The organism is Streptomyces sp. NPDC047079 (assembly GCF_040643755.1).
In the GTDB taxonomy this organism is placed as follows: Bacteria; Actinomycetota; Actinomycetes; order Streptomycetales; family Streptomycetaceae; genus Streptomyces.
Genome location: NZ_JBEYUZ010000008.1, coordinates 140,587 through 165,277, shown reverse-complemented (window position 1 = coordinate 165,277; position 24,691 = coordinate 140,587). Strand labels below are relative to the sequence as shown.

Annotated in this window: 19 protein-coding genes, 1 pseudogene and 1 riboswitch; of the genes and pseudogenes, 14 read left to right on the top strand and 6 right to left on the bottom strand. The window is 70.9% G+C overall.

From position 1 onward, the window contains the following. The first annotated feature begins 163 nt into the window (after positions 1-163). The 5 genes from ABZ823_RS14060 (at position 164) to ABZ823_RS14040 (ending at position 4,738) form a co-directional block, all read left to right on the top strand. A complete protein-coding gene (locus tag ABZ823_RS14060; RefSeq protein WP_361658539.1) occupies positions 164-688 on the top strand; it encodes a DUF1453 domain-containing protein in 525 nt (174 codons plus the stop codon). Further along, the gene (locus ABZ823_RS14055; RefSeq protein WP_361658536.1) at positions 685-1,836 is read left to right on the top strand and encodes a sensor histidine kinase; all 1,152 of its coding nucleotides are present in this window, start codon (positions 685-687) and stop codon (positions 1,834-1,836) included. The genes ABZ823_RS14060 and ABZ823_RS14055 overlap by 4 nt, the downstream gene beginning before the upstream one ends. After that, positions 1,833-2,516 carry a response regulator transcription factor gene (locus tag ABZ823_RS14050; protein WP_361658533.1) on the top strand — a complete coding sequence of 228 codons (684 nt, stop codon included), beginning with the start codon at positions 1,833-1,835 and terminating at the stop codon, positions 2,514-2,516. Before ABZ823_RS14055 ends, ABZ823_RS14050 begins: the two co-directional genes overlap by 4 nt. A 69-nt stretch (positions 2,517-2,585) precedes the next feature. Continuing rightward, a complete protein-coding gene (locus ABZ823_RS14045; RefSeq protein WP_361658530.1) occupies positions 2,586-3,149 on the top strand; it encodes a DUF485 domain-containing protein in 564 nt (187 codons plus the stop codon). Continuing rightward, positions 3,146-4,738: a cation acetate symporter gene (locus ABZ823_RS14040; RefSeq protein ID WP_361658528.1), complete on the top strand. Its 1,593-nt coding sequence runs from the start codon at positions 3,146-3,148 to the stop codon at positions 4,736-4,738. Before ABZ823_RS14045 ends, ABZ823_RS14040 begins: the two co-directional genes overlap by 4 nt. A gap of 105 nt (positions 4,739-4,843) precedes the next feature. On the opposite strand, the gene ABZ823_RS14035 is transcribed toward ABZ823_RS14040, so the two are convergent. Continuing rightward, positions 4,844-5,536, bottom strand: coding sequence for a response regulator (locus tag ABZ823_RS14035; protein ID WP_361658525.1), 693 nt, complete (start codon positions 5,534-5,536; stop codon positions 4,844-4,846). A gap of 160 nt (positions 5,537-5,696) precedes the next feature. Here ABZ823_RS14035 and ABZ823_RS14030 point away from each other — a divergent pair, with 160 nt between their 5' ends. The 3 genes from ABZ823_RS14030 (at position 5,697) to ABZ823_RS14020 (ending at position 8,539) form a co-directional block, all read left to right on the top strand. Then, positions 5,697-6,512: an ABC transporter ATP-binding protein gene (locus ABZ823_RS14030; RefSeq protein WP_361658522.1), complete on the top strand. Its 816-nt coding sequence runs from the start codon at positions 5,697-5,699 to the stop codon at positions 6,510-6,512. Then, positions 6,502-7,365, top strand: a complete 864-nt coding sequence (locus ABZ823_RS14025) for an ABC transporter permease (protein ID WP_361658519.1) — start codon at positions 6,502-6,504, stop codon at positions 7,363-7,365. Before ABZ823_RS14030 ends, ABZ823_RS14025 begins: the two co-directional genes overlap by 11 nt. Before the next feature lie 112 nt (positions 7,366-7,477). Then, positions 7,478-8,539, top strand: coding sequence for an ABC transporter substrate-binding protein (locus ABZ823_RS14020; RefSeq protein ID WP_361658516.1), 1,062 nt, complete (start codon positions 7,478-7,480; stop codon positions 8,537-8,539). A 30-nt stretch (positions 8,540-8,569) separates the two neighbouring features. Here ABZ823_RS14020 and ABZ823_RS14015 read toward each other — a convergent pair whose 3' ends face one another. The 3 genes from ABZ823_RS14015 to ABZ823_RS14005 form a co-directional block, all read right to left on the bottom strand. After that, a complete protein-coding gene (locus ABZ823_RS14015) occupies positions 8,570-9,259 on the bottom strand; it encodes a response regulator (RefSeq protein WP_361658513.1) in 690 nt (229 codons plus the stop codon). Positions 9,260-9,271: 12 nt separating this feature from the next. Continuing rightward, complete coding sequence (locus tag ABZ823_RS14010) at positions 9,272-10,987, bottom strand: sensor histidine kinase (protein WP_361658511.1); 1,716 nt, start codon at positions 10,985-10,987, stop codon at positions 9,272-9,274. A 118-nt stretch (positions 10,988-11,105) separates the two neighbouring features. Further along, positions 11,106-12,056 carry a sucrase ferredoxin gene (locus tag ABZ823_RS14005; protein WP_361658509.1) on the bottom strand — a complete coding sequence of 317 codons (951 nt, stop codon included), beginning with the start codon at positions 12,054-12,056 and terminating at the stop codon, positions 11,106-11,108. Positions 12,057-12,430: 374 nt separating this feature from the next. Here ABZ823_RS14005 and ABZ823_RS14000 point away from each other — a divergent pair. Continuing rightward, positions 12,431-13,546, top strand: a pseudogene (locus ABZ823_RS14000) (GTP-binding protein). A 1-nt stretch (position 13,547) separates the two neighbouring features. Here ABZ823_RS14000 and ABZ823_RS13995 read toward each other — a convergent pair. Continuing rightward, entirely contained in the window at positions 13,548-16,004 is a 2,457-nt protein-coding gene (locus ABZ823_RS13995) for a DNA topoisomerase IV subunit A (RefSeq protein ID WP_361658506.1), read from the bottom strand. Between the two features lie 297 nt (positions 16,005-16,301). Here ABZ823_RS13995 and ABZ823_RS13990 point away from each other — a divergent pair, with 297 nt between their 5' ends. The 4 genes from ABZ823_RS13990 to ABZ823_RS13975 all read left to right on the top strand — a co-directional run bounded on the left by ABZ823_RS13990 (position 16,302) and on the right by ABZ823_RS13975 (position 21,132). Further along, positions 16,302-17,681, top strand: coding sequence for a pitrilysin family protein (locus ABZ823_RS13990; protein ID WP_361658503.1), 1,380 nt, complete (start codon positions 16,302-16,304; stop codon positions 17,679-17,681). Further along, positions 17,678-19,066, top strand: coding sequence for a pitrilysin family protein (locus tag ABZ823_RS13985; protein ID WP_361658500.1), 1,389 nt, complete (start codon positions 17,678-17,680; stop codon positions 19,064-19,066). The genes ABZ823_RS13990 and ABZ823_RS13985 overlap by 4 nt, the downstream gene beginning before the upstream one ends. Before the next feature lie 223 nt (positions 19,067-19,289). Then, a riboswitch (cyclic di-AMP (ydaO/yuaA leader) is annotated at positions 19,290-19,472 on the top strand. 12 nt (positions 19,473-19,484) lie between these two features. Then, positions 19,485-20,237, top strand: coding sequence for a M23 family metallopeptidase (locus tag ABZ823_RS13980; protein WP_361658497.1), 753 nt, complete (start codon positions 19,485-19,487; stop codon positions 20,235-20,237). Between the two features lie 199 nt (positions 20,238-20,436). Then, complete coding sequence (locus ABZ823_RS13975) at positions 20,437-21,132, top strand: GntR family transcriptional regulator (protein ID WP_361658494.1); 696 nt, start codon at positions 20,437-20,439, stop codon at positions 21,130-21,132. Between the two features lie 274 nt (positions 21,133-21,406). Here the strand turns inward: ABZ823_RS13975 and ABZ823_RS13970 are convergent, their stop codons facing one another. Further along, complete coding sequence (locus tag ABZ823_RS13970) at positions 21,407-21,688, bottom strand: HPr family phosphocarrier protein (protein ID WP_361658492.1); 282 nt, start codon at positions 21,686-21,688, stop codon at positions 21,407-21,409. A 174-nt stretch (positions 21,689-21,862) separates the two neighbouring features. Here ABZ823_RS13970 and ABZ823_RS13965 point away from each other — a divergent pair, with 174 nt between their 5' ends. Next, positions 21,863-24,664, top strand: coding sequence for a GNAT family N-acetyltransferase (locus tag ABZ823_RS13965; RefSeq protein WP_361658489.1), 2,802 nt, complete (start codon positions 21,863-21,865; stop codon positions 24,662-24,664). Positions 24,665-24,691 lie beyond the last annotated feature (27 nt).

Here is a 24,691-nt window from a genome sequence, read left to right as displayed (position 1 = left end):
CGGTGCGGCAGGCGTCTCCACCCGTGGGTGGAGACGGAGAGCGCGCCGGGTTCCACCCACGATCCACCCGAGCGCCGATCTGCCCACCAGCGGAACTCCGTAGCGTCGAAGGCGTCGACAGCACTCGCCGTCGACAGCTCCTTTTCCGCTCACGGAGGCTCTGATGTCCGGCCTTGTCAACGCGCTGGTGATCGTGGCCGTGGCGGCCTTGGTGATCCTGCGGCAGTTCCGTGCCCGCCGGGTCGACAGCGACCGGCGCTGGTGGCTCCTGCCCGTGATCCTGGCGGTCGTGGCGCTGCGCGGGAACGGCATCCTCGATGCCCGTCACCCCACCCAGTCCGCCCTGCTGCTCGGTGCCGAGCTGCTCATCGGACTGGCCACCGGGGCCGGTTGGGCCTGGACCACCCGTATATGGGCGGAGGCGGACGGTGCCGTGTGGAGCAGGAGCACCAAGGCCAGCGTGGTCGTCTGGATCGTCGGCATCGCGCTGCGGGTCGGCCTCTTCGCGCTCGGCGCGTTGCTGGGCGTCCACCAGGACAGTTCCGCCCTGGTGCTGGCCCTCGCGGGCACGTTGCTGGTCCGCGCCGGAATCCTCGTCTGGCGTGCGCAGTCCCTTGCTCCGTCGTCCCGCCCGGCCGCGGCGTACGGTGACGGCATGCCCCGGTTCACGCGGAGGGAGCGCGTATGACGGAGAGCGCGTGGACGCGCTGGCCCTCCCGTGAGGCGCTCGGCCGCAAGGGGCTCTCGGAGCCCCGGCGACTGCTCGCCTGGGCCGTGAGGATATCGGTGCTCGGCCTGCTGCTGTGGGGCGTGTTCACCCGCAGTCACCTCCGCGGCTGGGGTGCGGCCGGGGCAGCGGCGGGCGTCATCGCGACCGCGCTGATCTCCTGGGCCTTCTTCCGCACCACGCTGGCGCACAGACTCTGGCCGTCCCTGGCACTCGTCACCGCGCTGCTCGCGCTGGCGGGCGCGGCAGAGGCAACCGACCTGCGCGTCCCGGCCCTCGTGATCTGGTGCGGCTGTGGCATCGCCGCCCTGGAGCGGTTGCCGCTCGCGGCCGCTCTGCCCGTGACCTCGGTCGCCCTCGCCTCGTACTCCGCGGTCGACAACGACGAGTGGCTGACCACCGCCGCCACGGTCGCGGGCATGGCACTGGCCGGCTACGTCCTGCGCCTCGACGCCGAGGCCCGTGGCAGCGCCCAGCGGCTCTTGGCCCAGGAGCGGGCAGCCCGGGCGGCCGAGAAGGAGTCGGCGGCGCTGGCGGAACGGGCCCGGATCGCCCGGGAGATCCACGACGTGCTGGCGCACAGCCTCTCGGCGCAGCTGGTGCATCTGGAGGCGGCCCGGTTGCTGATCGAGGGCGGAGCCGACCGGGACAAGATCCTGGAACGGGTGGTGGCGGCACGCGGCATGGCCCGGGAGGGGCTTGCCGAGACCCGGCAGGCGCTCTCCGCCCTCCGTGGCGAGATGTCCCCGCTCGAGGACTTCCTCAGCGAGCTCGTCGCCACGGCGGACGGCGCAGATGTCACCGTCTCGGGTGATCGCAGGCCGCTGCCCGCCGAGGCCTCACAGGCGGTCCGCCGAGTCGCTCAGGAGGCACTGACGAACGTCCGCAAGCACGCACCGGGCGCCAAGGTGCACATACGGCTGGAGTACGCCGACCACCAAGTGACGCTGCACGTGAGGGACTCGGGCGGATCGCCGGGTGAGCTGACGGGGTCGGGGGCCGGGTACGGTCTCCTGGGCATGCGGGAGCGTGCCGAGCTCCTGGGCGGCTCGCTCGACGCCGGGCCGGGCGAAGAAGGGTTCGTGGTGACATTGAAGGTGCCCGTATGACGGAGGAGGAGAGCGGGAAGCCCGCCCGGGTCGTGGTGGCGGACGACCAGACGGTCGTGCGCGAGGGCATTGTGATGCTGCTCGGGCTGCTTCCCGGGGTGGAGGTCGTCGGCGCTGCCGGGGACGGGCACGAGGCGGTGAAACTCGTCGCCGAACTGGCCCCGGACGTCGTGCTGATGGACCTGCGTATGCCGCGCTGCGACGGAGTCGAGGCCACACGGCGCATTCGCGAGGAGTACCCCGGGACCCAGGTCGTCGTGCTCACCACCTACGCGGACGACGACTCGCTGTTCCCGGCGCTGAGAGCGGGCGCGCGCGGCTATCTCACCAAGGACGCGGGAGGGGAGGAGATCGTGCGGGCCGTACGGAGTGTTCTGTCCGGGGACGCGGGGCTGTCCCCCGGTATCCAACGGCGCCTGCTCGAGCGGCTGTCGGAGGCGGGGCCGGAACCGCCCGCACCCGCGGTGGCGCCGGACGGTCTCACCGCACGGGAGACGGAGGTACTCGTGCTGATCGCCGAGGGGCTGACCAACCAGGAGATCGCCCGCAGGCTGCATGTCTCCACGGCCACCGTGAAGACCCACATCAACAATCTCTTCGCCAAGGCGGGACTCAAGGACCGTGCCCAGGCGGTCCGTTACGCCTATGCGAAAGAGCTGGCGCGGCCCCCGTCGAAGTGAGTCACCTGATGGGGTGAAGAGCGCGGAGAAGAAGAGTCAGGGATCTTCCCGTTCTGTCCATCCTTGTGCATGAAGTCAAGCAATGGCCATTCCCGCAGACGCGGGGAAGGCCCCGAGAGTCCGGTTGAGAAGTACGAAGGCCGCGACCCGGCCCCGGCGGTCGCCGGCGAGGACGGCCAGGCGGATTACGACGACCCCTGGTACGACACGCTCGCATCCGGCTGGAGCGAACTCGACGGAACGGGCGCTCCCGCTCCCGGCGTGCCGCACATGCGCGGGGAACAGCAAGGAACCGACCGGATGGCGGACGTCTATCTGGAGGTTCAGCGCAGCGCGGCGTTCCAGGAGGTCCGCCGCAGGTACCGACGGTTTGTGATCCCGGGGCTCGCCGTCTTCTCCACCTGGTACGTCGGCTATGTGGTGGCGGCGCAGACCGCACCCGGACTGATGGGCCGGCCGGTGGCGGGATCGGTGAACGTGGCGATGCTCGCGGGGCTCGGGCAGTTCCTGACGACGTTCCTCTTCACCTGGGCGTACGCGCGGCACGCTCGGCTGCGCAGGGACCGGGCCGCGCTGGATCTGCGGTGGGACACCCAGGAGCTGACGCGGGGACTCAGGGGTGGAGAGCGGTGACCGGACACCATCAGGCTCTGGCGCTCGTGCTGTTCAGCGTCTTCGTCGCGATCACGCTGGCGATCACGACGTGGGTGAGTCGCAACCGGCATGGGTCGGCGGAGGAGTTCTATGCGGGCGGACGGCTGTTCTCGCCCATGGAGAATGGTTTTGCCATCGCGGGCGACTACATGTCGGCGGCCTCCTTCCTCGGGGTCACCGGGCTCATCGCCCTCTTCGGGTACGACGGGATGCTGTACGTGGTGGGCTTCCTGGTGGCCTGGCTCGTGGTGCTCTTCTTCGTCGCCGAACTGGTGCGCAACTGCGGGAGGTTCACGCTCGCGGACGTGATCGCGGCGCGGATGAGTGAACGACCGGTGCGGATCGCCGTCGGCACGTCCTCGGTGACGGTGTCCGTGCTGTACCTGGTGGCGCAGATGGTAGGGGCGGGCAGTCTGGTCGCGTTGCTGTTCGGGGGGACGAGCGCGGCCGCGCGCGCGTGGACGGTGGTCGTCGTCGGCGCGCTCATGGTGATCTATGTGTCGCTGGGCGGGATGCGGGCCACGACCTGGATCCAGATCGTCAAGGCCGTCCTCCTGCTCGGCGGCACGATGGCGCTGACCGTGCTGGTCCTGGTGCGCTTCCACGGGGACGTCGATGCGCTGCTGCGCACGGCGGCGGAGCGCAGTGGGCATGGGGAGGCGTTTCTGGCGCCGGGGCTGAAGTACGGCGGGGACTGGACCGCGCGGATCGACTTCATCAGCCTGGGCCTGGCGCTGGTGCTCGGCACTGCCGGGTTGCCGCACATCCTGTCCCGCTTCTACACGGTGCCGACCGCGCGGGCCGCCCGGCGCTCGGTCGTCTGGTCGGTCGGTCTCATCGGTGGCTTCTATCTGATGACGATCGTGCTCGGCTTCGGCGCTGCCGCGGTCGTCGGGCCGAACGGGGTGCGGGAGTCCAACGCCGCCGGGAACACCGCGGTGGCGCTGCTGGCGATGAAGCTGGGCGGCGGAGCGGACTCCACCGGGGGGACGATCCTGTTCGCCGTGGTCGCCGCGATCGCCTTCGCCACCATCCTCGCGGTCGTCGCCGGGATCACACTGGCGTCCTCGGCCGCCGTAGCCCACGATCTGTACGCCTCGCTGAGGCGGCGGTGGTCCAAGCCGCGCGGCGAGGTGGCGGTGGCGCGGGCCGCCGCCGTCGGCATAGGCGGACTCGCGATCGCGCTCGGGCTGCTGGCCCGCGACCTCAACGTGGCCTTCCTGGTGGGGCTCGCCTTCGCGGTCTCCGCGTCCGCGAACCTGCCGGTCCTGATGTACACGCTCTTCTGGCGCGGCTTCACGACCAGGGGCGCCGTGTGGGCGGTCTATGGCGGACTCCTGCCCGCGCTGGGGCTCGTGGTGCTGTCCCCGGTGGTCTCGGGAAGCCCCGAATCACTCTTCCCGAGCGTGGACTTCCAGTACTTCCCGCTGCAGAACCCCGGCATCGTCTCCGTCCCGCTCGGCTTCCTCGCGGGCTGGCTCGGCACGGTCACCTCGGTGGAACCGGCGGACGAGGCCAGGCACGCGGAGACCGAGGTGCGGTCACTCACGGGCGCCGGGGCGGTCTGACGGACCCGGGCGCCGGGACGGCGGAGGGCGCCCCCGGTGACGTAGGAGACGCCGTGGCTGAGGTACGAGACGAACCGTGGCTGAGGTACGAGACCAGCCGGAGCCCTACGGCGCCACCCATGTGTACTGGTGTTCCGGCCGTCCCGTGTCGCCGTACTTCAGGGAGAGCCGCAGTCGCCCCGCCTGTTCCAGGTGGCGCAGATAGCGCTGGGCGGTGGAACGGCTGAGCCCCGTCCTGGCGGCCACCTCGTGTGCCGACAGCGGCTGGGCGGCCCGGTGCAGGACGTCGCAGATCAGGTCGGTGGTGGGTTCCGACTGGCCGCTGGGCAGCCTGGGCGACGAGGAGACCGGCGCCGTACGCAGGGCGCCGAAGATGCGGTCGACCTGCTCCTGGCCCGCCACGCCTCGGCCGCCGACCCGGTCGACGGTGCGACGCAGGGCCGCGTACGAGTCGAGGCGTGTGCGCAGGGCCGCGAAGGTGAACGGTTTCACCAGGTAGTGCAGGGCGCCCAGGCGCATCGCGGTCTGGACGGTCGCCACATCGCCGGCCGCCGTGATCATGATGACGTCGGTGCCGTGCCCGCGTTCCCGCATGCGATGGACCAGTTCGAGGCCCGTATGGTCGGGCAGATAGTGGTCGAGCAGAACGAGGTCGATCGGGGCACGCTCCACGGCGGCCAGAGCCTGGGCGGCACTGTGCGCACGGGCTGCGACCCGGAAGCCAGGAACCTTGCCCACGTACTTCGCGTTGATCTCGGCGACGCGGAAGTCGTCGTCCACGACCAGGACGTCAATCATCGGGCCCCTCTCCCTCAAGCCCAGGCGAGCGTTAAGCCCGTGTTTCGGCTCCGCTGTTGTAGCGCGAGCAAAATGAGCACAACAGACTCTTGCAAGCAGAAGACGGGGTTGCGCCCACAAGACTGCTGCTGAGGCACGCACCACATCTACGGTCCGGGCCATGAGCGCAGACACCGGCCCCGCCATCGAGCTACGGGGCGCGAGCAAGACCTTCCGGACCCCGTCGGGGGGTCTGCACACGGCCGTCCGGGGCCTGGACCTGGCCGTGGGGCGCGGCGAGTTCGTCGCCGTCGTCGGACCCACCGGATGCGGCAAGTCGACGACCCTGACCCTGGTCAGCGGCCTGGAAGAACCCTCCGAGGGCGAGGTCCTGGTGGCGGGCGAGCCGGTCGCAGGGGTGGGGGACAAGGTCGGTTTCGTCTTCCAGCAGGACGCGACGTTCCCCTGGCGCACGGTGCTGTCCAACGTCATGGCGGGCCCCCGCTTCCGTGGCGTGCCCAAGGCGGAGGCCCGGCAGAAGGCGCGCGAGTGGCTGGCCAGGGTCGGCCTCGCCGCGTTCGAGGACCGCTACCCGCACCAGCTCTCCGGCGGCCAGCGCAAGCGTGTCGCCCTCGCCGCGACCTTCGTCAACGACCCCGAGATCCTGCTCATGGACGAGCCGTTCTCGGCACTCGACGTGCAGACCAGGGCGCTGATGTCGGACGAGCTGCTGGAGCTGTGGGAGGGCACCGGCGCCTCCGTCGTCTTCGTCACCCACGACCTGGAGGAGTCGATCGCCCTGGCCGACAAGGTCGTGGTGATGACCGCCGGACCCGCGACCGTGAAGCGGGTCTTCGACATCGACCTGCCGCGTCCGCGCAAGGTGGAGTCGGTGCGCCTGGAGCCGCGGTTCATAGAGATCTACCGCGAGATCTGGGAGTCCCTCGGCGAAGAGGTCCGCATCACCCGCGAGAGGGGTGCCGCCCATGTCGCCTGACGTCATCTCCGCGCCGGCCATGGTCGACACGCCCAAGCCCGACCGCGCTCATTCACGCGCGCGTGCCGCCCGCAGACGCAAGGCCGTCGTCCTGCTGGCGCGTGTGCTGCTGCTGGTCGCCGTCCTGGGACTCTGGGAGGTGCTCTCCCGGACCGAGGCCATCGACCCGTTCAACTTCTCGATGCCCTCGAAGATCTGGGACCAGATCTACACCTGGGTGACCCACGGCACCGCTCTCGGCTCGATCGGCGAGCAGATCTGGGTCACCCTCCAGGAAGCGCTGCTGGGCTGGGTCATCGGTGTGGTGGCCGGTGTGCTCTTCGGCATCGCGCTGGGGCGGATCGCCTTCCTCGCCGATGTCCTCGGCCCGTACATCAAGGTGCTCAACTCCATCCCCAGGATCGTCCTGGCGCCGATCTTCGTGATCTGGTTCGGGCTCGGCCCGTCCTCGAAGGTGGCGTCGGCCGTCGTACTGGTCTTCTTCCCGGTGTTCTTCAACGCCTTCCAAGGTGCCCGCGAGGTCGACCGCAACCTCGTCGCCAACGCCCGCATCCTGGGCGCCAGTGACCGGCGCGTGACCCTTCAGGTCGTCATCCCGTCGGCCACCTCCTGGATCTTCACCAGCCTCCACGTCAGCTTCGGCTTCGCCCTCATCGGCGCCATCGTCGGCGAGTACATAGGTGCCACCAAGGGTGTCGGTCTGCTCGTCGCCCAGTCCCAGGGCACCTTCAACGCGGCCGGTGTGTATGCCGCGATGGTCATCCTCGCGGTCGTCGCGCTGGTGGCCGAGGGACTGCTCACCTTCGCCGAGCGCCGCATCTTCCGCTGGAAGCCGTCGGAGTCCCAGGACTGATCCGCCCGTTCCGAGGACCTCTCCGCTCCGTCCTCCGGGACACCCGTTCCTCCTCCCGCACCGCCCTCTCACAAGGCTCCCGCACCGCCCTCTCACAAGGACGTGAACCGCCATGCGCAAGTCCGCCAAAATCGCCGCTCTCGCCGCGGCAGGCCTGCTCGCCGCCACTTCGCTCACCGCCTGCGCCAACGAGGCCTCCACCACCACCTCCTCCGATTCCGGCAGCAAGGGTGACGGCAAGGGCGTGAAGGTCAAGATCATGGTGGGTGGCCTGGACAAGGTCATCTACATGCCCGCGATGCTCACCCAACGGCTCGGCTACTTCCAGGCCGAGGGCCTCGACGTGGAACTGCTGAGCGAGCCGGCCGGCGTGCAGGCCGAGACCGCGCTCGTCTCCGGACAGGTCCAGGGAGCCGTCGGTTTCTACGATCACACGCTCGACCTCCAGACCAAGGGCAAGCACGTCGAGTCCGTGGTGCAGTTCTCGCACGCGCCCGGTGAGGTGGAACTCGTCTCGGAGAAGAACTCCAAGGACATCACCTCGCCCAAGGACTTCAAGGGCAAGAAGCTCGGCATCACGGGTCTCGGTTCCTCGACCGACTTCCTCACCAAGTACCTGGCGGTCAAGAACGGTGTGAACGTCAGCGAGTTCAGCCCGGTCGCCGTCGGGGCCGGCCCCACGTTCGTCTCCGCCCTCCAGAAGGGCTCCATCGACGGCGGCATGACCACGGACCCGACCGTCGCCACGGTCCTGCAGAAGAAACTCGGGCGGGTGCTCGTCGACATGCGCACCCCGCAGGGCTCGCAGGAAGCGCTGGGCGGCCCGTACCCGTCGTCCAGCCTCTACATGCAGACGGACTGGGTGAACGGCAACAAGGACACGGTTCAGAAGCTGGTCAACGCCTTTGTGAAGACCCTGAAATGGATGTCCACGCACTCCGCGGACGAGATCGCCGCGAAGATGCCCGCCGACTACTCCCAGGGCGACAAGACGCTCTACGCGAGCGCCATCAAGAGCACGCTGCCGATGTTCACCAAGGACGGCGTGATGCCCGAGAACGGGCCCGAGACCGTCGAGAAGGTCCTCAAGGCGTTCAACCCCAACATCAAGAACGCCACCATCGACCTCGACAAGACGTACACCACGGAGTTCGTCAAGAAGGCCACCGGCTGAGCCCACCCGCTGAGCCCACCGGCCGTGCCCTCAGGCGCGGGTCGCCCAGACGTAGCGATGCTCGGGGCGGCCCGCGTCGCCGTACCTGAGGCTGAGCGTGGCCCGTCCCGTGCGCTCCAGGAGCTTCAGATAGCGCTGGGCGGTCTGGCGGCTCAGTCCGGTCCGCTCGGCGATCTCCTGGGCGGACAGCGGCCCCTCGGCGTTCATTAGGGCGCGGCGCACCAGGTCCGAGGTGGAGGGGGAGTGACCCTTGGGGAGCCCCGGCTCGGAACCGGCCGACAGAGCGCCGAAGATCCGGTCGACCTCCGGCTGCTCTGCCTCACCGCCGCCGTCGAGGGTGCGACGCAGTTCGGCGTACGCCTCCAGCTTGGCGCGCAGGCCCGTGAACGAGAACGGCTTGACCAGGTACTGGAGTACCCCGTGCCGCATCGCCGCCTGGACGGTCTGCACATCACGGGCCGCCGTCACCATGATCACATCGATGTCGTGCCCGCGTCGGCGCATCTCCTGGACGACCGCGATCCCCGTGTAGTCGGGCAGGTAGTGGTCCATCAGCACCAGGTCCGGACGGGGCAGTGTTTCCATCCGGCGCAGCGCCTCGGCCGCGCTGTGCGCCTTCGCGGCCACCCGGAAGCCGGGGACCCTGGTCACGTAGGCGGCGTTGACCCGTGCGACCCGGGTGTCGTCGTCCACCACCAGTACGTCGATCGGCCGGTTCATCGCGACTCCTCCTCAAGCCCCTGGACGGGTGTCATCGGGCCGGTCCCACCGCGCGGGCGCACCCTGCGCGGGAACCAGGTCCGGGCGGTCCCCGGCACCCGGCCGTGCCGCCGCGGCGGGCTCCTCGAGCGCCTCCGGCAGGACGACGGTGAACTCCGCGCCCCCGCCCTCAGCCTCGTCCACGTGGGCACTGCCTCCCTGGCGTTCGGCGAGACGGCGCACCATCGACAGGCCAATCCCGCGCTTGCCGTGGGCCGGGGGCTGCTTGGTCGACCATCCGTCGGTGAAGATCAACTCCCGCCGCTCGGCCGGGATTCCGGGTCCTGTGTCGCGCACCCGGAGGACCGCCGTTCGCCCCTCGGCGCGCAATTCGACCTCCACGCGCGCGTGCGGTGTGCCCGCGACGGCGTCCAGCGCGTTGTCGACCAGGTTGCCCACGACCGTGACGATGCCCCTCGGGTCGATCAACCGGTCCGGCAGCAGCGTGCGGTCCGCGATCCACAGGGCCACACCACGCTCCGCGGCGACCGTGGCCTTGCCCACCAGCAGGGCGGCGAGCAACGGGTCGTGGATCTTCTCGGTGACCTGTTCCGCGGTGGCCCGGCGGTCGCCCACCACCTCGCCGACGAACTCCACGGCGTCGTCGTACATCTCCAGCTCGAGCAGTCCCAGGAGCGTGTGCATCCGGTTGGCGTGCTCGTGGTCCTGCGCGCGCAGGGCGTCGATGAGACCGCGTGTGGAGTCCAGCTCCCGGCCCAGTTGCTCCAGCTCCGTGCGGTCGCGCAGGGTGGCGACGGCGCCGCCGTCCTCGGTGGGCATACGGTTGGCGACGAGCACCCGCTGACCGCGCACCGTGAGCAGATCGGTGCCCGTGACCCGTCCGGCGAGCACATCGGTCGTACGGCCCTCGCCGAGCGCTTCGTCGAGCGACCGGCCGACGACCTCGTCGCCGATGCCGAGCAGACGTTGTGCCTCGTCGTTGAGGAGGCGCACCCGGTCCTGCTGATCCAGGGCGACGACGCCCTCCCGTATGCCGTGCAGCATCGCCTCCCGTTCCGCGAGCAGCGCCGAGATGTCCGAGAAGGCGAGATCACGGGTCTGCCGCTGCACCCTGCGCGAGATCAGATACGCGGCGAGGGCGCCGATGGCCAGGGCCGCGCCCGCGTACGCGAACAGACCCGGTATCGCGTGGATCAGCCGGGCCCGGACGCTGTCGTACTCGATGCCCACGGAGACAGCGCCGACGATCCGGCCGTGCGCGTCCCGCAGCGGCACTTTGCCGCGGGCCGAGCGCCCCAGGGTGCCGCTGTCGATCTGCATGACCTCCTTGCCCGCCAGGGCCTCACTCGGATCGGTCGAGACCGTCTTGCCGATCTGCCAGGGGTCCCGGTGCGACCAGCGCACGCGCTGCCTGTTCATCACCACGACGTACTCGGCCCCGCTGGCCTTGCGGATCCGTTCCGCCTCGGCCTGCAAGGGCCCGTCGGGCGACGGCCGGGTCGACTGGAGATCCTCGGCGATCTGCGGCTGAGCCGCCGTGGTCTGCGCGATCGCCAGGGCTCGGCGCATCGCCTGCTCGTCCAGCGTGCGACTGAGCGGGGCCAGGAACAGCCCGGTCGCGAGCACGGCGACACCCGCGGCGATCACCACCTGCATGAGCAGGAGCTGCGAGAACATCCGCCGCGGCAGACCGAGGCGCAGCCGCCGTGCAGGGGGAGATGGGCGCATGCGTACGACGGTACGGGCACGGGGGTGCCCTGCCGTAGGGGGTGTGGCGTGGATCTCCCGTGAGGCGCGCGTGGGGGCCGGGACGAGGCTCCGGCCGCCGCCGCGCGGAGCGTGTGCCTCAGCAGTGCGCGGGGTCGGCGGCGGCCGCGGAGTGAAGCTCCCGTACCGAGACGACATCCATCCGCGCCGGCGAACCCAGCGCCGCACCGCAGCTGTCCGGTCGCGGCGGCAGGGAGGCGCCCTGTGCCACGAGGACGCGCCACAGCCGGCCGTCGGTGTGGGCGACGGTGACCTCCCAGCGTGGTGCGGCACCTTCCGTGCGGACGACGGTCAGCGCGTCCGCCGCGTACTCGTGGGCCGATGTGCGCACCGCGAGCTCCGCTGCTTGCGCGGGCCGCTCCCAGGCGGATCTGCCGCGGCAGCCCTCGAGCACGACCCGCCCTTCCTGCACTCCGTGGAGGACCTCCTTCACGTGCGGTGCCTGGGCCCGCCCGTACGCGTAGCCGAAGGGAAGGACGAGGAGCGTGGGGGAGAAGCGGTGGCCGCCGAGGTGGGTGACCTCCCAGACGCCGTCGGCTCCCGAGGTCGTCAGCTCGGCCGCGAGAGGGCGGCCGAGAAGGGCACAGCAGCGGTCCCGCCTGCCGTTGGTGCAGACGAACGCGAGGGGATCACCTGTGTGGGGCCGGCCCTGGAGCGCTGCTTCGAAGGTACGGGGGTCCCCCCTGCCGAGCGCCCCGAGGTCCAGATCGAGCAGCCGTTCCGGCTCGGATGTGGTGGCGGCGTGCAGCCAAACCTTTCCGGGAACCGTGTGGGCCGCATACACCTGCCGTATGGCAGGTGTGCCGCAGTCGGCGTGCCGGCCGGGGCGGCGGATGAGCGCGATGCGCACGCCGGTGCCCTCCGCGGCCGCCTCGAGGGCGCGCCCCAGTACCGGATCCAGGTGGCTCGATGTGAGCGCCTTGGGCCCCCAGGGACCGGGCTGCTCCAAGAGCAGCCATGTCCTCGCGGTCGCCGCGGTCCCCGCGAGGGGCTCGTCGAGGTCCCGGGACGCGGTCGTGCACGTACTCACAGAGGTGAGCCTAACCTGCCTGGCTCTGCGGTGACTTCCAGCCCCCTGCCGGGGGGCGTGTTGGGGCGCTGTGGAGGCGAGCCAGGGCGTGGAAGGAGCGCGCGGAGGGCTGCCGGAGAGCGGGCCATGGCCGCTCCCCGTACTCCTCCAGGGGGGTGGTCATGGAACTCCCTGGTCTTCCGCGCGAGATGTCCACTGCGGCCTTCGTGTGCGCCGAACCACCGAAGGCCGTGCCGGCTGCCCGGCCTCCGCAGCGACCCGGCCTGACAGGGCGCTGCGAGCGCCGCTGACCGGCCTTCGTCTCGCGGGGCCACCCACTCGTATCCTGGGGCGGAATTTTCGTGCTTGGACATCGGTGGGAGAAGGGGCGCACGTTGAGTCGGTCGTCGGGTCCGCAGCAGATTCCGGTCGTGGTACTCGCCGGGTTCCTGGGGTCGGGCAAGACCACCCTGCTCAACCACCTCCTTCACCACAGCTGAGGCAGCCGCATCGGCGCCGTCGTCAACGACTTCGGGGCCATCGAGATCGACGCGATGGCGGTCGCCGGGGCGCTCGGGGACTCCACGGTCTCCCTGGGCAACGGATGTCTGTGCTGCGCCGTCGACGCAAGCGAACTCGACGGCTATCTCGACCGGCTCGCCCAGCCCTCCGCCGGCATCGACGTCATCGTCATCGAGGCCAGCGGGCTCGCCGAACCGCAGGAACTGGTCCGCATGGTGCTCGCCAGCGAGCAACCGCGTGTCGTCTACGGAGGACTCGTGGAGGTCGTCGACGCGGTGGAGTTCGACGCCACCCGCGAGAGGCATCCCGAACTCGACCGGCATCTCGCCCTCGCCGACCTCGTGGTCGTCAACAAGACAGACCGGGCCGACGACGGTGAACGGGTCCTCCGGCTCGTTCGCACTCTCAGCGACGGCGCCGCGGTCGTACCGGCCGTCTACGGGCGTATCGACCCCGGGCTCCTGTTCGACTGCCGGCCGACCGAGGAACGGATCGGGCAGCTGTCCTTCGACGACCTCCACGTGCACCACGACCACGAGCACGACGGCCACGGCCCGCACGAGGCTCATCTGCACTCGGCCTACGACAGCCTCTCCTTCCGTTCCGGCGTGCCCATGAACCCCAGGCGACTGCTGGACTTCCTGGACACCAGGCCAGAGGGCCTCTACCGGATCAAGGGATACGTCGACTTCGGCGCCGCCGACCCACGCAACCGGTACGCCGTGCACGCCGTCGGGAGGTTCCTGCGTTTCCACCCGGAGCCGTGGAGCGCGGGCGACGAGCGGCTCACCCAGCTCGTCCTCATCGGGTCCGGCATCGAAACCGCCGCCCTCCGCGGGGAACTCCAGGCGTGCACGGACGACGCCCCATCCGCCGACGAGCACAGCATGTGGGGCGTCCTTCGCTACGTCCAGGACAAGGAAAGCGAGGCCACCGGGGTCACCGACCCCGTCGGTGACCCCGCTGAACTCGCCGACCTCGAGGGCTGACCTACAGCGGTCCAGCCACCGCCGCCACCGTCTTGGCCAGGGACACACCGGAACCGTCGCGCCGCGGGTCCATCTCGGGCAGCTCGGCCGGGGTGCCGTTCTTCTGCGCGGCCCGGGCCGGCGCCGCGCCCGCCCACGCCAGTGACAGGCAGTCCTCGCCCTTGAGGAACCGCTGGCAGCGGACACCGCCCGTGGCCCGGCCCTTGCGCGGGAACTGATCGAACGGGGTCAGCTTGGCGGTCGTCTGCACCGAGTCGTCGAGCGTGCCGCGCGAGCCCGCGACGGTGAAGACCACCGCGTCGACCGCCGGATCCACCGCCGTGAAGGAGATGACCTTCGCGCCGTCCGTGAGCTTGACGCCGGTCATGCCGCCCGCCGGGCGGCCCTGCGGACGCACCTGGGACGCCGGATAGCGCAGCAGCTGCGCGTCGTCCGTGATGAAGACCAGGTCCTCCTCGCCGGTGCGCAGCTCGGTCGCCCCGACGATCCGGTCGCCCTCCTTGAGGGTGATGACCTCCAGCTCCTCCCTGTTCGCCGGATAGTCGGGAACCACACGCTTGACGACGCCCTGTGCCGTACCGAGCGCGAGGCCCGGGGAGGACTCGTCCAGCGTCGTCAGGCAGACCACCGACTCGTCCGCCTCCAGGGGCGCGAACTCCGATACCGGCGCGCCCCCGGACAGGCTCGGCCGCGTCGCCGTCTCCGGCAGCTGCGGCAGGTCGATCACGTTCAGCCGCAGCAGCCGCCCGGCGGACGTCACCACGCCCACCTCGCCGCGTGCCGTCGCCGGAACGGCGGAGACGATCACGTCGTGCTTGGCTCGCTTGCCCTCGGTGTCCTCCTCGAACGGGTCGCCGTTCGCCGTGCGCGCCAGCAGGCCCGTCGACGACATCAGCACCCGGCACGGGGCGTCCTCGACCTGCAACGGCACCGTCGGAGCCGGGGCACCCGAGGACTCCAGGAGCACCGTGCGCCGCTCCGTGGCGAACTTCTTGGCGACCGTGGCCAGTTCCGCCGAGACCAGCTTGCGCAGCTCCGCGTCCGACTCCAGGATGCGGGTCAGCTCCGCGATCTCGGCGTTGAGCCGGTCCTTCTCCGCCTCCAGTTCGATCCGGTCGTACTTGGTCAGACGGCGCAGCGGGGTGTCGAGGATGTACTGCGTCTGGATCTCGCTCAGCGAGAAACGCTCCATCAGTCGCTGCTTGGCCTGTGCGGAGTTGTCGCTGGAGCGGATCAGCCGGATGACCTCATCGATGTCCACCAGCGCAGTGAGCAGGCCCTCCACCAGGTGGAGGCGGTCGCGCTTCTTCCCACGGCGGAACTCCGAGCGGCGGCGGACGACCTCGAAGCGGTGGTCGAGGTAGACCTCCAGCAGTTCCTTGAGGCCCAGGGTCAGCGGCTGTCCGTCGACCAGCGCCACGTTGTTGATGCCGAAGGACTCCTCCATGGGCGTCAGCTTGTAGAGCTGCTCCAGGACCGCCTCCGGCACGAAGCCGTTCTTGATCTCGATGACCAGGCGCAGGCCGTGCTCGCGGTCGGTGAGGTCCTTGACGTCGGCGATGCCCTGGAGCTTCTTCGAGCCGACCAGGTCCTTGATCTTGGCGATCACCTTCTCCGGGCCGACCGTGAAGGGCAGCTCCGTGACGACGAGGCCCTTGCGGCGCGCCGTCACGTTGTCCACCGACACCGTGGCGCGAATCTTGAAGGTGCCGCGGCCCGTCTCGTACGCGTCACGGATGCCCGAGAGGCCGACGATCCGGCCGCCGGTCGGCAGGTCCGGGCCGGGGACGTGCTTCATCAGCGTGTCCAGATCCGCGTTCGGGTGGCGGATCAGGTGGCGGGCGGCGGCGATGACCTCGCCCAGGTTGTGCGGCGGCATGTTCGTGGCCATGCCGACCGCGATGCCCGAGGAGCCGTTGACCAGCAGGTTCGGGAAGGCGGCGGGCAGCGCCACCGGTTCCTGCTCCTGGCCGTCGTAGTTGGGCGCGAAGTCGACCGTGTCCTCGTCGATCGACTCGGTCATGAGGCTCGTCGCCTCGGCCATGCGGCACTCGGTGTACCGCATGGCGGCCGGCGGGTCGTCGTTGCCCAGCGACCCGAAGTTGCCGTGGCCGTCGACCAGGGGGACGCGCATCGAGAAGGGCTGGGCCATACGCACCAGGGCGTCGTAGATCGACGCGTCGCCGTGCGGATGCAGCTTGCCCATGACCTCGCCGACGACACGGGCGCACTTCACATAGCCGCGCTCGGGGCGCAGGCCCATCTCGTTCATCTGGTAGACGATCCGCCGGTGCACCGGCTTGAGGCCGTCTCGCGCGTCCGGCAGCGCCCTGGAGTAGATGACCGAGTACGCGTACTCGAGGAAGGAGCCCTGCATCTCGTCGACGACGTCGATGTCGAGGATCTTCTCCTCGTATGCATCGTCGGGCGGCGGGGTCTTCGTGCTGCGGCGGGCCATTGCTGCCGGCTCCTTCACAGTCTGTGCTGGGCATGAATGGAATCTGACGCCGACCATTGTGGACCGCCGCACCGACAACGCGGACCAGGACCCGTCCCCTAGGGGCCCCGGCCCGGCACCGGCGTGCCCCCGCGCCGTCAACGCCGTACGCTGTCCACCACCCCCCGTAATCACGGTCTCGCTCTGGGCGTACGCAGCCCGGGAACTTGGCCACTTGTCCGCACGCTTGCATACAGTGACAGGACCGGCAGGAAACCGCGGGTTTCCGCGACAGCTTCCGCGATCGAAGGGACGTACATGCCCATGGGTCACACGGCCACAGCCGAGGCAGGCTCCGGGGGCCTGACAGCGACCGAGCACCGCCTGGCCAACGGCTTGCGCGTGGTGCTCTCCGAGGACCACCTGACCCCGGTCGCGGCGGTGTGCCTCTGGTACGACGTCGGCTCACGTCACGAGGTGGAGGGCCGCACCGGCCTCGCCCACCTCTTCGAGCACCTGATGTTCCAGGGGTCGGGGCAGGTGAAGGGCAACGGCCACTTCGAACTGGTGCAGGGCGCCGGCGGATCACTGAACGGCACGACCAGCTTCGAGCGCACCAACTACTTCGAGACCATGCCGGCCCACCAGTTGGAGCTCGCCCTCTGGCTGGAGGCCGACCGCATGGGCTCGCTGCTCGCCGCCCTCGACGACGAGTCGATGGAGAACCAGCGGGACGTCGTGAAGAACGAGCGCCGCCAGCGCTACGACAACGTCCCGTACGGCACCGCCTTCGAGAAGCTCACCGCGCTCGCCTACCCGGAGGGCCACCCCTACCACCACACGCCCATCGGCTCGATGGCGGACCTGGACGCGGCCACCCTGGAGGACGCGCGCGCCTTCTTCCGCACGTACTACGCGCCCAACAACGCGGTCCTGTCCGTCGTCGGCGACATCGACCCGCAGCAGACCCTCGCCTGGATCGAGAGGTACTTCGGGTCCATCCCGTCCCACGACGGCAAGCCCGACCCGCGCGACGGCTCGCTGCCCGACATCATCGGCGGGCAGCTGCGCGAGGTCGTCGAGGAGGAGGTCCCGGCGCGTGCCCTCATGGGCGCCTACCGGCTGCCGCACGACGGCACGCGCGCGTGTGACGCGGCGGATCTGGCCCTCACCATCCTCGGCGGCGGCGAGTCCTCCCGTCTCTACAACCGGCTCGTGCGGCGCGACCGCACCGCCGTCGCCGCCGGCTTCGGCCTGCTCCGGCTCGCCGGGGCGCCCTCCCTGGGCTGGCTGGACGTGAAGACCTCAGGTGACGTCGAGGTGCCCGTCATCGAGGCCGCCATCGACGAGGAGCTCGCCCGGTTCGCCGAGGAGGGACCCACGGCCGAGGAAATGGAGCGTGCCCAGGCCCAGTTGGAGCGCGAGTGGCTGGACCGCCTCGGCACGGTCGCCGGCCGCGCAGACGAACTGTGCCGGTACGCCGTGCTGTTCGGCGACCCGCAGCTCGCGCTGACCGCCGTGCGACGGGTGCTCGACGTGACCGCCGAGGAGGTGCAGGAGATCGCCAAGGCCCGTCTGCGCCCCGACAACCGCGCGGTCCTCGTGTACGAGCCGGTCGCGGCCGAGGCCGAGAGCGCTCAGGCCGCCGAGACCACCGCCGCCGAAGACACGAGCAACGACGAGGAGTCGGCGAAGTGACCGAGCTCGCGACCATGGACTTCCACCCGCAGCCCCAGCCCGGCGCGGCCCGCCCCTGGGCGTTCCCCGCGCCCGAGCGCGGTGCCCTCGACAACGGCCTGACGGTGCTGCGCTGCCACCGCCCCGGCCAGCAGGTCGTCGCCGTCGAGGTGCTCCTCGACGCGCCCCTTGACGCCGAGCCGGCCAGCCTCGACGGCGTCGCCACGATCATGGCGCGTGCCTTCTCCGAGGGCACCGACAAGCACTCCGCCGAGGAGTTCGCCGCCGAGCTGGAGCGCTGCGGCGCCACCCTCGACTCGCACGCCGACCACCCCGGTGTGCGCCTGTCCCTCGAAGTGCCCGTCTCCCGCCTGTCGAAGGCACTCGGGCTGCTCGCCGACGCCCTGAGGTCGCCGGCGTTCGACGACAGCGAGGTCGAGCGCCTGGTGCGCAACCGCCTCGACGAGATCCCGCACGAGATGGCCAACCCGGCCCGCCGCGCCGCCAAGGAACTCTCCAAGGAGCTGTTCCCGGCGTCCTCGCGGATGTCGCGCCCGCGTCAGGGCACCGAGGAGACGGTCTCCAACATCGACGCTGCGGCGGTCCGCGCCTTCTACGAGCGCCATGTGCGGCCCTCCACGGCCACCGCCGTCGTGGTCGGCGACCTCACCGGCGTCGACCTCGACGAGCTCCTCGGCGAGACGCTCGGAGCCTGGACGGGGGCACCCGCCAAGCCGCGCCCCGTGCCCCCGGTGACCGCCGACGACACCGGCCGCGTGATCATCGTGGACCGCCCCGGTGCCGTCCAGACACAGCTGCTGATCGGCCGCGTCGGCGCGGACCGACACGACCGGGTGTGGCCCGCACAGGTGCTCGGTACGTACTGCCTCGGCGGCACCCTCACCTCCCGCCTGGACCGCGTCCTGCGCGAGGAGAAGGGCTACACCTACGGGGTGCGGGCGTTCGGCCAGGTGCTGCGTTCCGCGCCCGACGGCACCGGCGCCGCGATGCTGGCCATCAGCGGTTCCGTCGACACGCCGAACACCGGCCCGGCGCTCGACGACCTCTGGAAGGTGCTGCGCACCCTCGCCGCCGAGGGGCTGACGGACGCCGAGCGTGATGTCGCCGTGCAGAACCTGGTGGGTGTGGCGCCGCTGAAGTTCGAGACCGCGGCGGCCGTCGCGAGCACGCTCGCGGACCAGGTCGAGCAGCACCTGCCGGACGACTACCAGTCGACCCTGTATCAGAAGCTCGCCGACACAGGCACGGTCGAGGCCACGGCCGCCGTCGTGAACGCCTTCCCGGTGGACCGGCTGGTGACCGTTCTGGTGGGCGACGCCGCGCAGATCGAGGAGCCCGTCAAGGCGCTGGGCATCGGCGAAGTGCGCGTCGTCCGGGCCGAGTAGAGGCGCTGCCCGCGCGTCCGGAGCCGCGACGCTCAGAAGGGCCCGGGTGACGCCTTCCGTCACCCGGGCCCCCTCTCGAGGAATTTGTCCGTATTGCCATGGAGGCTGCCTCTCTGCCCTGTGGGATGCGCTACAAACCCCCTGATCGGTTTGCCGACCGAAAGAGGCTCCTTTTAGCGTCTGTCGGGCTGTCCGTCAGGCAGTGCGCCGCATCCGCGGCACCGGACAGCCATCGCCGAGTCCCCGTACGGCGCGAGCCAGGGGAGCCGGGGACCCACCCTCCTGTCGCCGCCTTCGCGGCCGGCGGGGCCCATGCAGTCCCTGGGGTGAATCGGGCGTCAGCCCGTAGGAGACCTTCCTGCTCCGAACCCGTCAGCTAACCCGGTAGGCGAGAGGGAAGGAAAGGACCAGCCACTTCATGGCGTTCACCTGCGCCACCGGGAAGCACCGCCGTCCCAGCCGCATGCGGCGTACGACCGCGAACGCCGTGGGTGTCGCGGCGCTCACCACCACCGGCGTCATCGGCACCCTGGCCGCCCCGGCCTTCGCCGCCGGGCACCCTGTCGAGGAGACGGGACTGATCCGGGCCGTCAGCCTCGGCGACTCGGTCGCGGAGAAGATCGACGCCCAGGCCGCCGCCCAGAAACAGGCCGCCGAGCAGAAGAAGGCCGCGGAGGCCGCGCGCCGGCAGGCCGCGGAGAAGGCGCGCAAGGAACGCGAGGCCAAGGAGCGCGCCGCCCGCGAGGCCGAGCGCAGGCGCCTGACCGCGTACGTGGCGCCGATCCTCCACTCCTACGTCTCCACCGGCTACAGGACCGGCGGCTCCCTGTGGTCCTCCGGCACCCACACCGGCATCGACTTCCATGCCGCCACGGGCACGCCTGTGCACGTGGTCGGCTCGGGTGCCGTCGTCGAGATCGGTTGGGGCGGCGCGTACGGCAACCAGATCGTCGTCAAGATGAACGACGGCACCTACACGCAGTACGGCCACCTGTCCTCCATCGGCGTCTCCGTGGGCCAGAGCGTCACCCCGGGAGAGCTGATCGGCCTCTCCGGGGCGACCGGCAACACAACCGGTCCGCACCTCCACTTCGAGGCGCGCACCACCCAGGAGTACGGCTCGGACATCGACCCTGTCGCCTACCTCCGATCGCACGGCGTGAACGTCTGACAGCGGGCCGCCGTGCGGCGCGCCCGTATGTGACGACCCCGGCCCATCGGCCGGGGTCGTCGTCGTTTCGGACTGCTGTCTGTCCAAAAAATATCCATGGATTTCGGCTCGCCGTCGGAAATTCAGGCGAGCTGCAATAGAGTCGGCGGGACACACGTCAACCGTCGACGTTTCACGGGTATTAAGGCGGAGGTCGGTCATGCGTATTCCGGCGCACTCGGTATGCACGGCGATCCGTGACGACATCGTCGCGGGTGTCTACGAGCGCGGCGGCCGGCTCACCGAGGAGCTCCTCGCCCGCCGCTACGGCGTCTCCCGCGTCCCCGTGCGCGAGGCCCTGCGCACCTTGGAGGCCGAGGGCTTCGTCGTCACCCGCAGGCACGCGGGCGCGTGTGTCGCGGAACCCACCGAGCAGGAGGCCGCCGACCTTCTGGAGATGCGGATGCTGCTGGAACCGCTGGGGGCAGCGCGGGCCGCCCAGCGCCGCACCGAGGCCCACCTCAAGGTGCTGCGCGGCCTGGTCAGGCTGGGCCAGGAGCGCGCCAGGAGGGGCGGCAGCGAGGATCTGCGGTCTCTGGGCGGCTGGTTCCACGAGACCTTGGCGCAGGCCTGCGGGAGCCCCGTGCTCACCTCGACACTCGCCCAGCTGCGGCACAAGATCGGCTGGATGTACGTGGTCGAGGCGCCGGTCGATCCCGTGGAGTCCTGGGCCGAGCACGGCGGAATCGTGGACGCCGTCGCGCGCGGGGACAGCGAGCGGGCGCGCGCCATCACGGCGCTGCACACCGAGCGCATGACCGTCGCGCACCGGCTGCGCTTCCCCGGCGCGGGCGACCGCGCGGAGCGTGTGAGGGCTTCGCAACACACCGTAAACGCGTCCGGTTCCCGGTATTAACACAGGCGCCGTATACAAAGAGGGGTATTCGGCGAAGCCTATTCCGGCTGCCCTGTTCCCGCGTGCCCGGTAAAACCGGCATGCGTGAATTCCGTGTGCCGCGCGTAATTTCTCGTGACGGCGCCATATTCCGCGGGCGCCGGGCCGAGGGGCAGTCACCGGAGAGGGCCCGCACGGAGGCGCCGAACACCTCAGGGCCGGTGCCCGAAGACGGCGGAAGCCGCGTCCGCCCCGAGGGCGCGACGCGGCTTCCGCAACCGTGGTGTCCGAAGGGTCAGACCGTCTCGGGAAGCTCCTCGAGCCCCTCGGCGACCAGCTTGGCCAGGCGGTCCAGCGCGGCGTCCGCGCCCTCCGCGTCGGAGGCCAGGACGACCTCCTCGCCGCCCTGGGCGCCGAGGCCGAGAACCGCCAGCATGGACGCGGCGTTGACGGGGTTGCCGCCGGCCTTGGCGATCGTCACGGGGACCCCGGAGGCCGTGGCTGCCCGGACGAAGATGGAGGCGGGGCGGGCGTGGAGGCCCTCGGCCCAGCCGACGTTGACGCGGCGCTCAGCCATGTGTTGCTGCCCTTCAGGTGTTCAGGGTTGTCTAGACCAGTTTTCCATATGATGAAGCGTTTCCGGGCCGTGCGGAAGTCCCCTCCCGTGCCGGTCCGGATGCTGGACGGTCCCCGCTCGGCTTCCCCAGCCTGCCTCGCGCCGTTGTCGGACGCGAGCCGTACTCTGGGGCCCATGCAGACCGCGTCGGATCGGCACGAGTACCCCGCCCACTGGGAAGCCGACGTGGTGCTGCGCGACGGTGGCACCGCGCGCATCAGACCCATCACCGTCGACGACGCCGAGCGCCTCGTCAGCTTCTACGAGCAGGTCTCGGACGAGTCGAAGTACTACCGCTTCTTCGCGCCGTACCCCCGCCTGTCCGCCAGGGACGTCCACCGCTTCACACACCACGACTTCGTGGACAGGGTGGGACTCGCGGCCACGGTCGGCGGCGAGTTCATCGCCACCGTACGCTATGACCGCATCGGCGCCGGCGGCATGCCCGCCTCCGCGCCGGCCGACGAGGCCGAGGTCGCCTTCCTCGTGCAGGACGCGCACCAGGGACGCGGGGTCGCGTCCGCGCTTCTCGAACACATCGCGGCGGTCGCCAGGGAGCGCGGTATCCGTCGGTTCGCCGCCGAGGTGCTGCCCGCCAACTCCAGGATGATCAAGGTGTTCACGGACGCCGGGTACCAGCAGAAGCGCAGCTTCGAGGACGGCGTCGTACGCCTGGAGTTCGACCTGGAGCCCACCGACCGCTCGCTGGCGGTGCAGCGGGCGCGGGAGCAGCGGGCCGAGGCCCGGTCGGTGCAGCGGCTGCTCGCGCCCGGCTCGGTCGCCGTGATCGGCGTGGGCCGCAGGCCCGGGGGAGTGGGCCGCAGCATCCTCGGCAACCTCAGGGACGGCGGGTTCACCGGCCGCCTGTACGCGGTGAACAAGGCCTTCGACGAGCTGAGGGAACTCGACGGGGTGCCCGCCCACCGGTCCGTCCGCGAGATCCCCGAGCCGGTGGACCTCGCGGTCGTCGCCGTCCCCGCGGAGCACGTTCCCGAGGTGGTCGCCGAGTGCGGCGAGCACGGGGTGCAGGGACTCGTCGTGATCTCCGCGGGCTACGCCGAGAGCGGGCCGGAGGGGCGGGAGCGGCAGCGGGCGCTGGTGCGACAGGCGCGGTCGTACGGAATGCGGATCATCGGGCCCAACGCCTTCGGGATCATCAACACCTCGCCGGACGTGCGGCTCAACGCCTCCCTCGCCCCCGAGATGCCGCGCACCGGGCGCATAGGGCTGTTCGCCCAGTCCGGCGCCATCGGCATCGCCCTGCTCTCCCGGCTGCACCGGCGGGGCGGAGGCGTCACCGGGGTCACCGGGGTGTCTACCTTCGTCTCCTCCGGGAACCGGTCGGACGTCTCCGGCAACGACGTCCTCCAGTACTGGTACGAGGACTCGGACACCGATGTCGCCCTGATGTACCTGGAAACCATCGGCAGCCCGCGCAAGTTCAACCGGCTCGCACGGCGCACGGCGGCGGCCAAGCCGCTGGTCGTGGTGCAGGGCGCGCGGCACGGAAGCGCCCCCCAGGGCCATGCCGTACGGGCCACGCGCCTGCCGCACGCCACGGTCTCCGCGCTGCTGCGGCAGGCCGGGGTGATCAGGGTGGACACGATCACGGAACTGGTGGACGCGGGGCTGCTGCTGGCCCGCCAGCCGCTGCCCGCCGGACCGCGGGTGGCGATCCTAGGCAACTCCGAGTCGCTCGGCCTGCTGACCTACGACGCGTGTCTCACGCAGGGACTGCGCCCCTTGCCGCCGCTCGACCTGACGACCGCGGCGTCGGCCGAGGACTTCCACCGGGCGCTGACCGCGGCGCTGGCCGACGACGCGTGCGATGCCGTCGTGGTGACGGCCATCCCGACGGTGGCGGAGACCTCGGCCCAGGACGCAGCCCTGGCGGAGGCCCTCCGCTCGGCCGCCGCCGCGGCCCCCGCGAAGCCGGTGCTGGTGGTGCACGTCGAGCTGGGCGGGCTCGCCCAGGCGCTGTCCGCCGCGGCCAGCACCTCGCCCCAGGCCCAGCGCACCGACCCCCCGCCCCCGGCGGAACCTCCGCTCACCCCCGTCCAGGCCCCGGCAAACGCCCGCCTGATCCCCGCCTACCCCGCCGCCGAACGCGCCGTCCGGGCCCTGGCGGAAGCCGTCGGGTACGCCCAGTGGCGGCGCGACACCGCCGAGCCCGGCAAGGTGCCCGAGTACGACGACATCGACGAGAAGGGCGCCGCCGCGCTGATCGGGCGCCTGCTCGCGCGGGGCCAGGGCCTCACGCTCGGTTCGGACGAGACGTGCGACCTGCTGGCCCGCTACGGAATCCACGTCCGAAGGGCCCTGCCCGCGCCCACCCCAGACGCCGCCGCCCAAGCCGCGCGGGCGATCGGCTACCCGGTCGCCCTCAAGGCCACCGCCCCGCATCTGCGGCACCGCGCCGACCTGGGCGGAGTCCGCCTCGACCTGGCCGACGAGGAACAACTGCGGCGCGCTTACGCGGAGTTGACCGAGCTGTTCGGGAAGCCGGAGGAGCTGCGGCCGGTCGTGCAGGGCATGGCACCACGCGGCGTGGACACACTCGTACGCGCCGTGATCGACCCCGCGGCCGGGGCCGTGCTGTCGTTCGGGCTCGCCGGGGCCGCCTCGCAGCTGCTCGACGACATGGCGCACCGCTTGATTCCGGTCACCGACCGCGACGCCACCTTCCTGGTCCGGTCCATCCGGACAGCCCCACTCCTGTTCGGCTGGCGCGGCTCCGCCCCCGTGGACACGCCTGCCCTCGAGGAGCTGATGCTGCGCGTATCACGCCTGGTCGACGACCATCCCGAGGTCGTCGCGGTCACCCTGGAGCCCGTGGTCGTCGCGCCCCGCGGCCTGAGCGTGCTCGGCGCCACCGTGCGGCTCGCGCCGCCGCCCGCCCGGGGCGACCTCGGCCCGAGGACGCTCCCGCCGTACTGAGCGCCGACGAGCGGTGCCTCGCAGTCA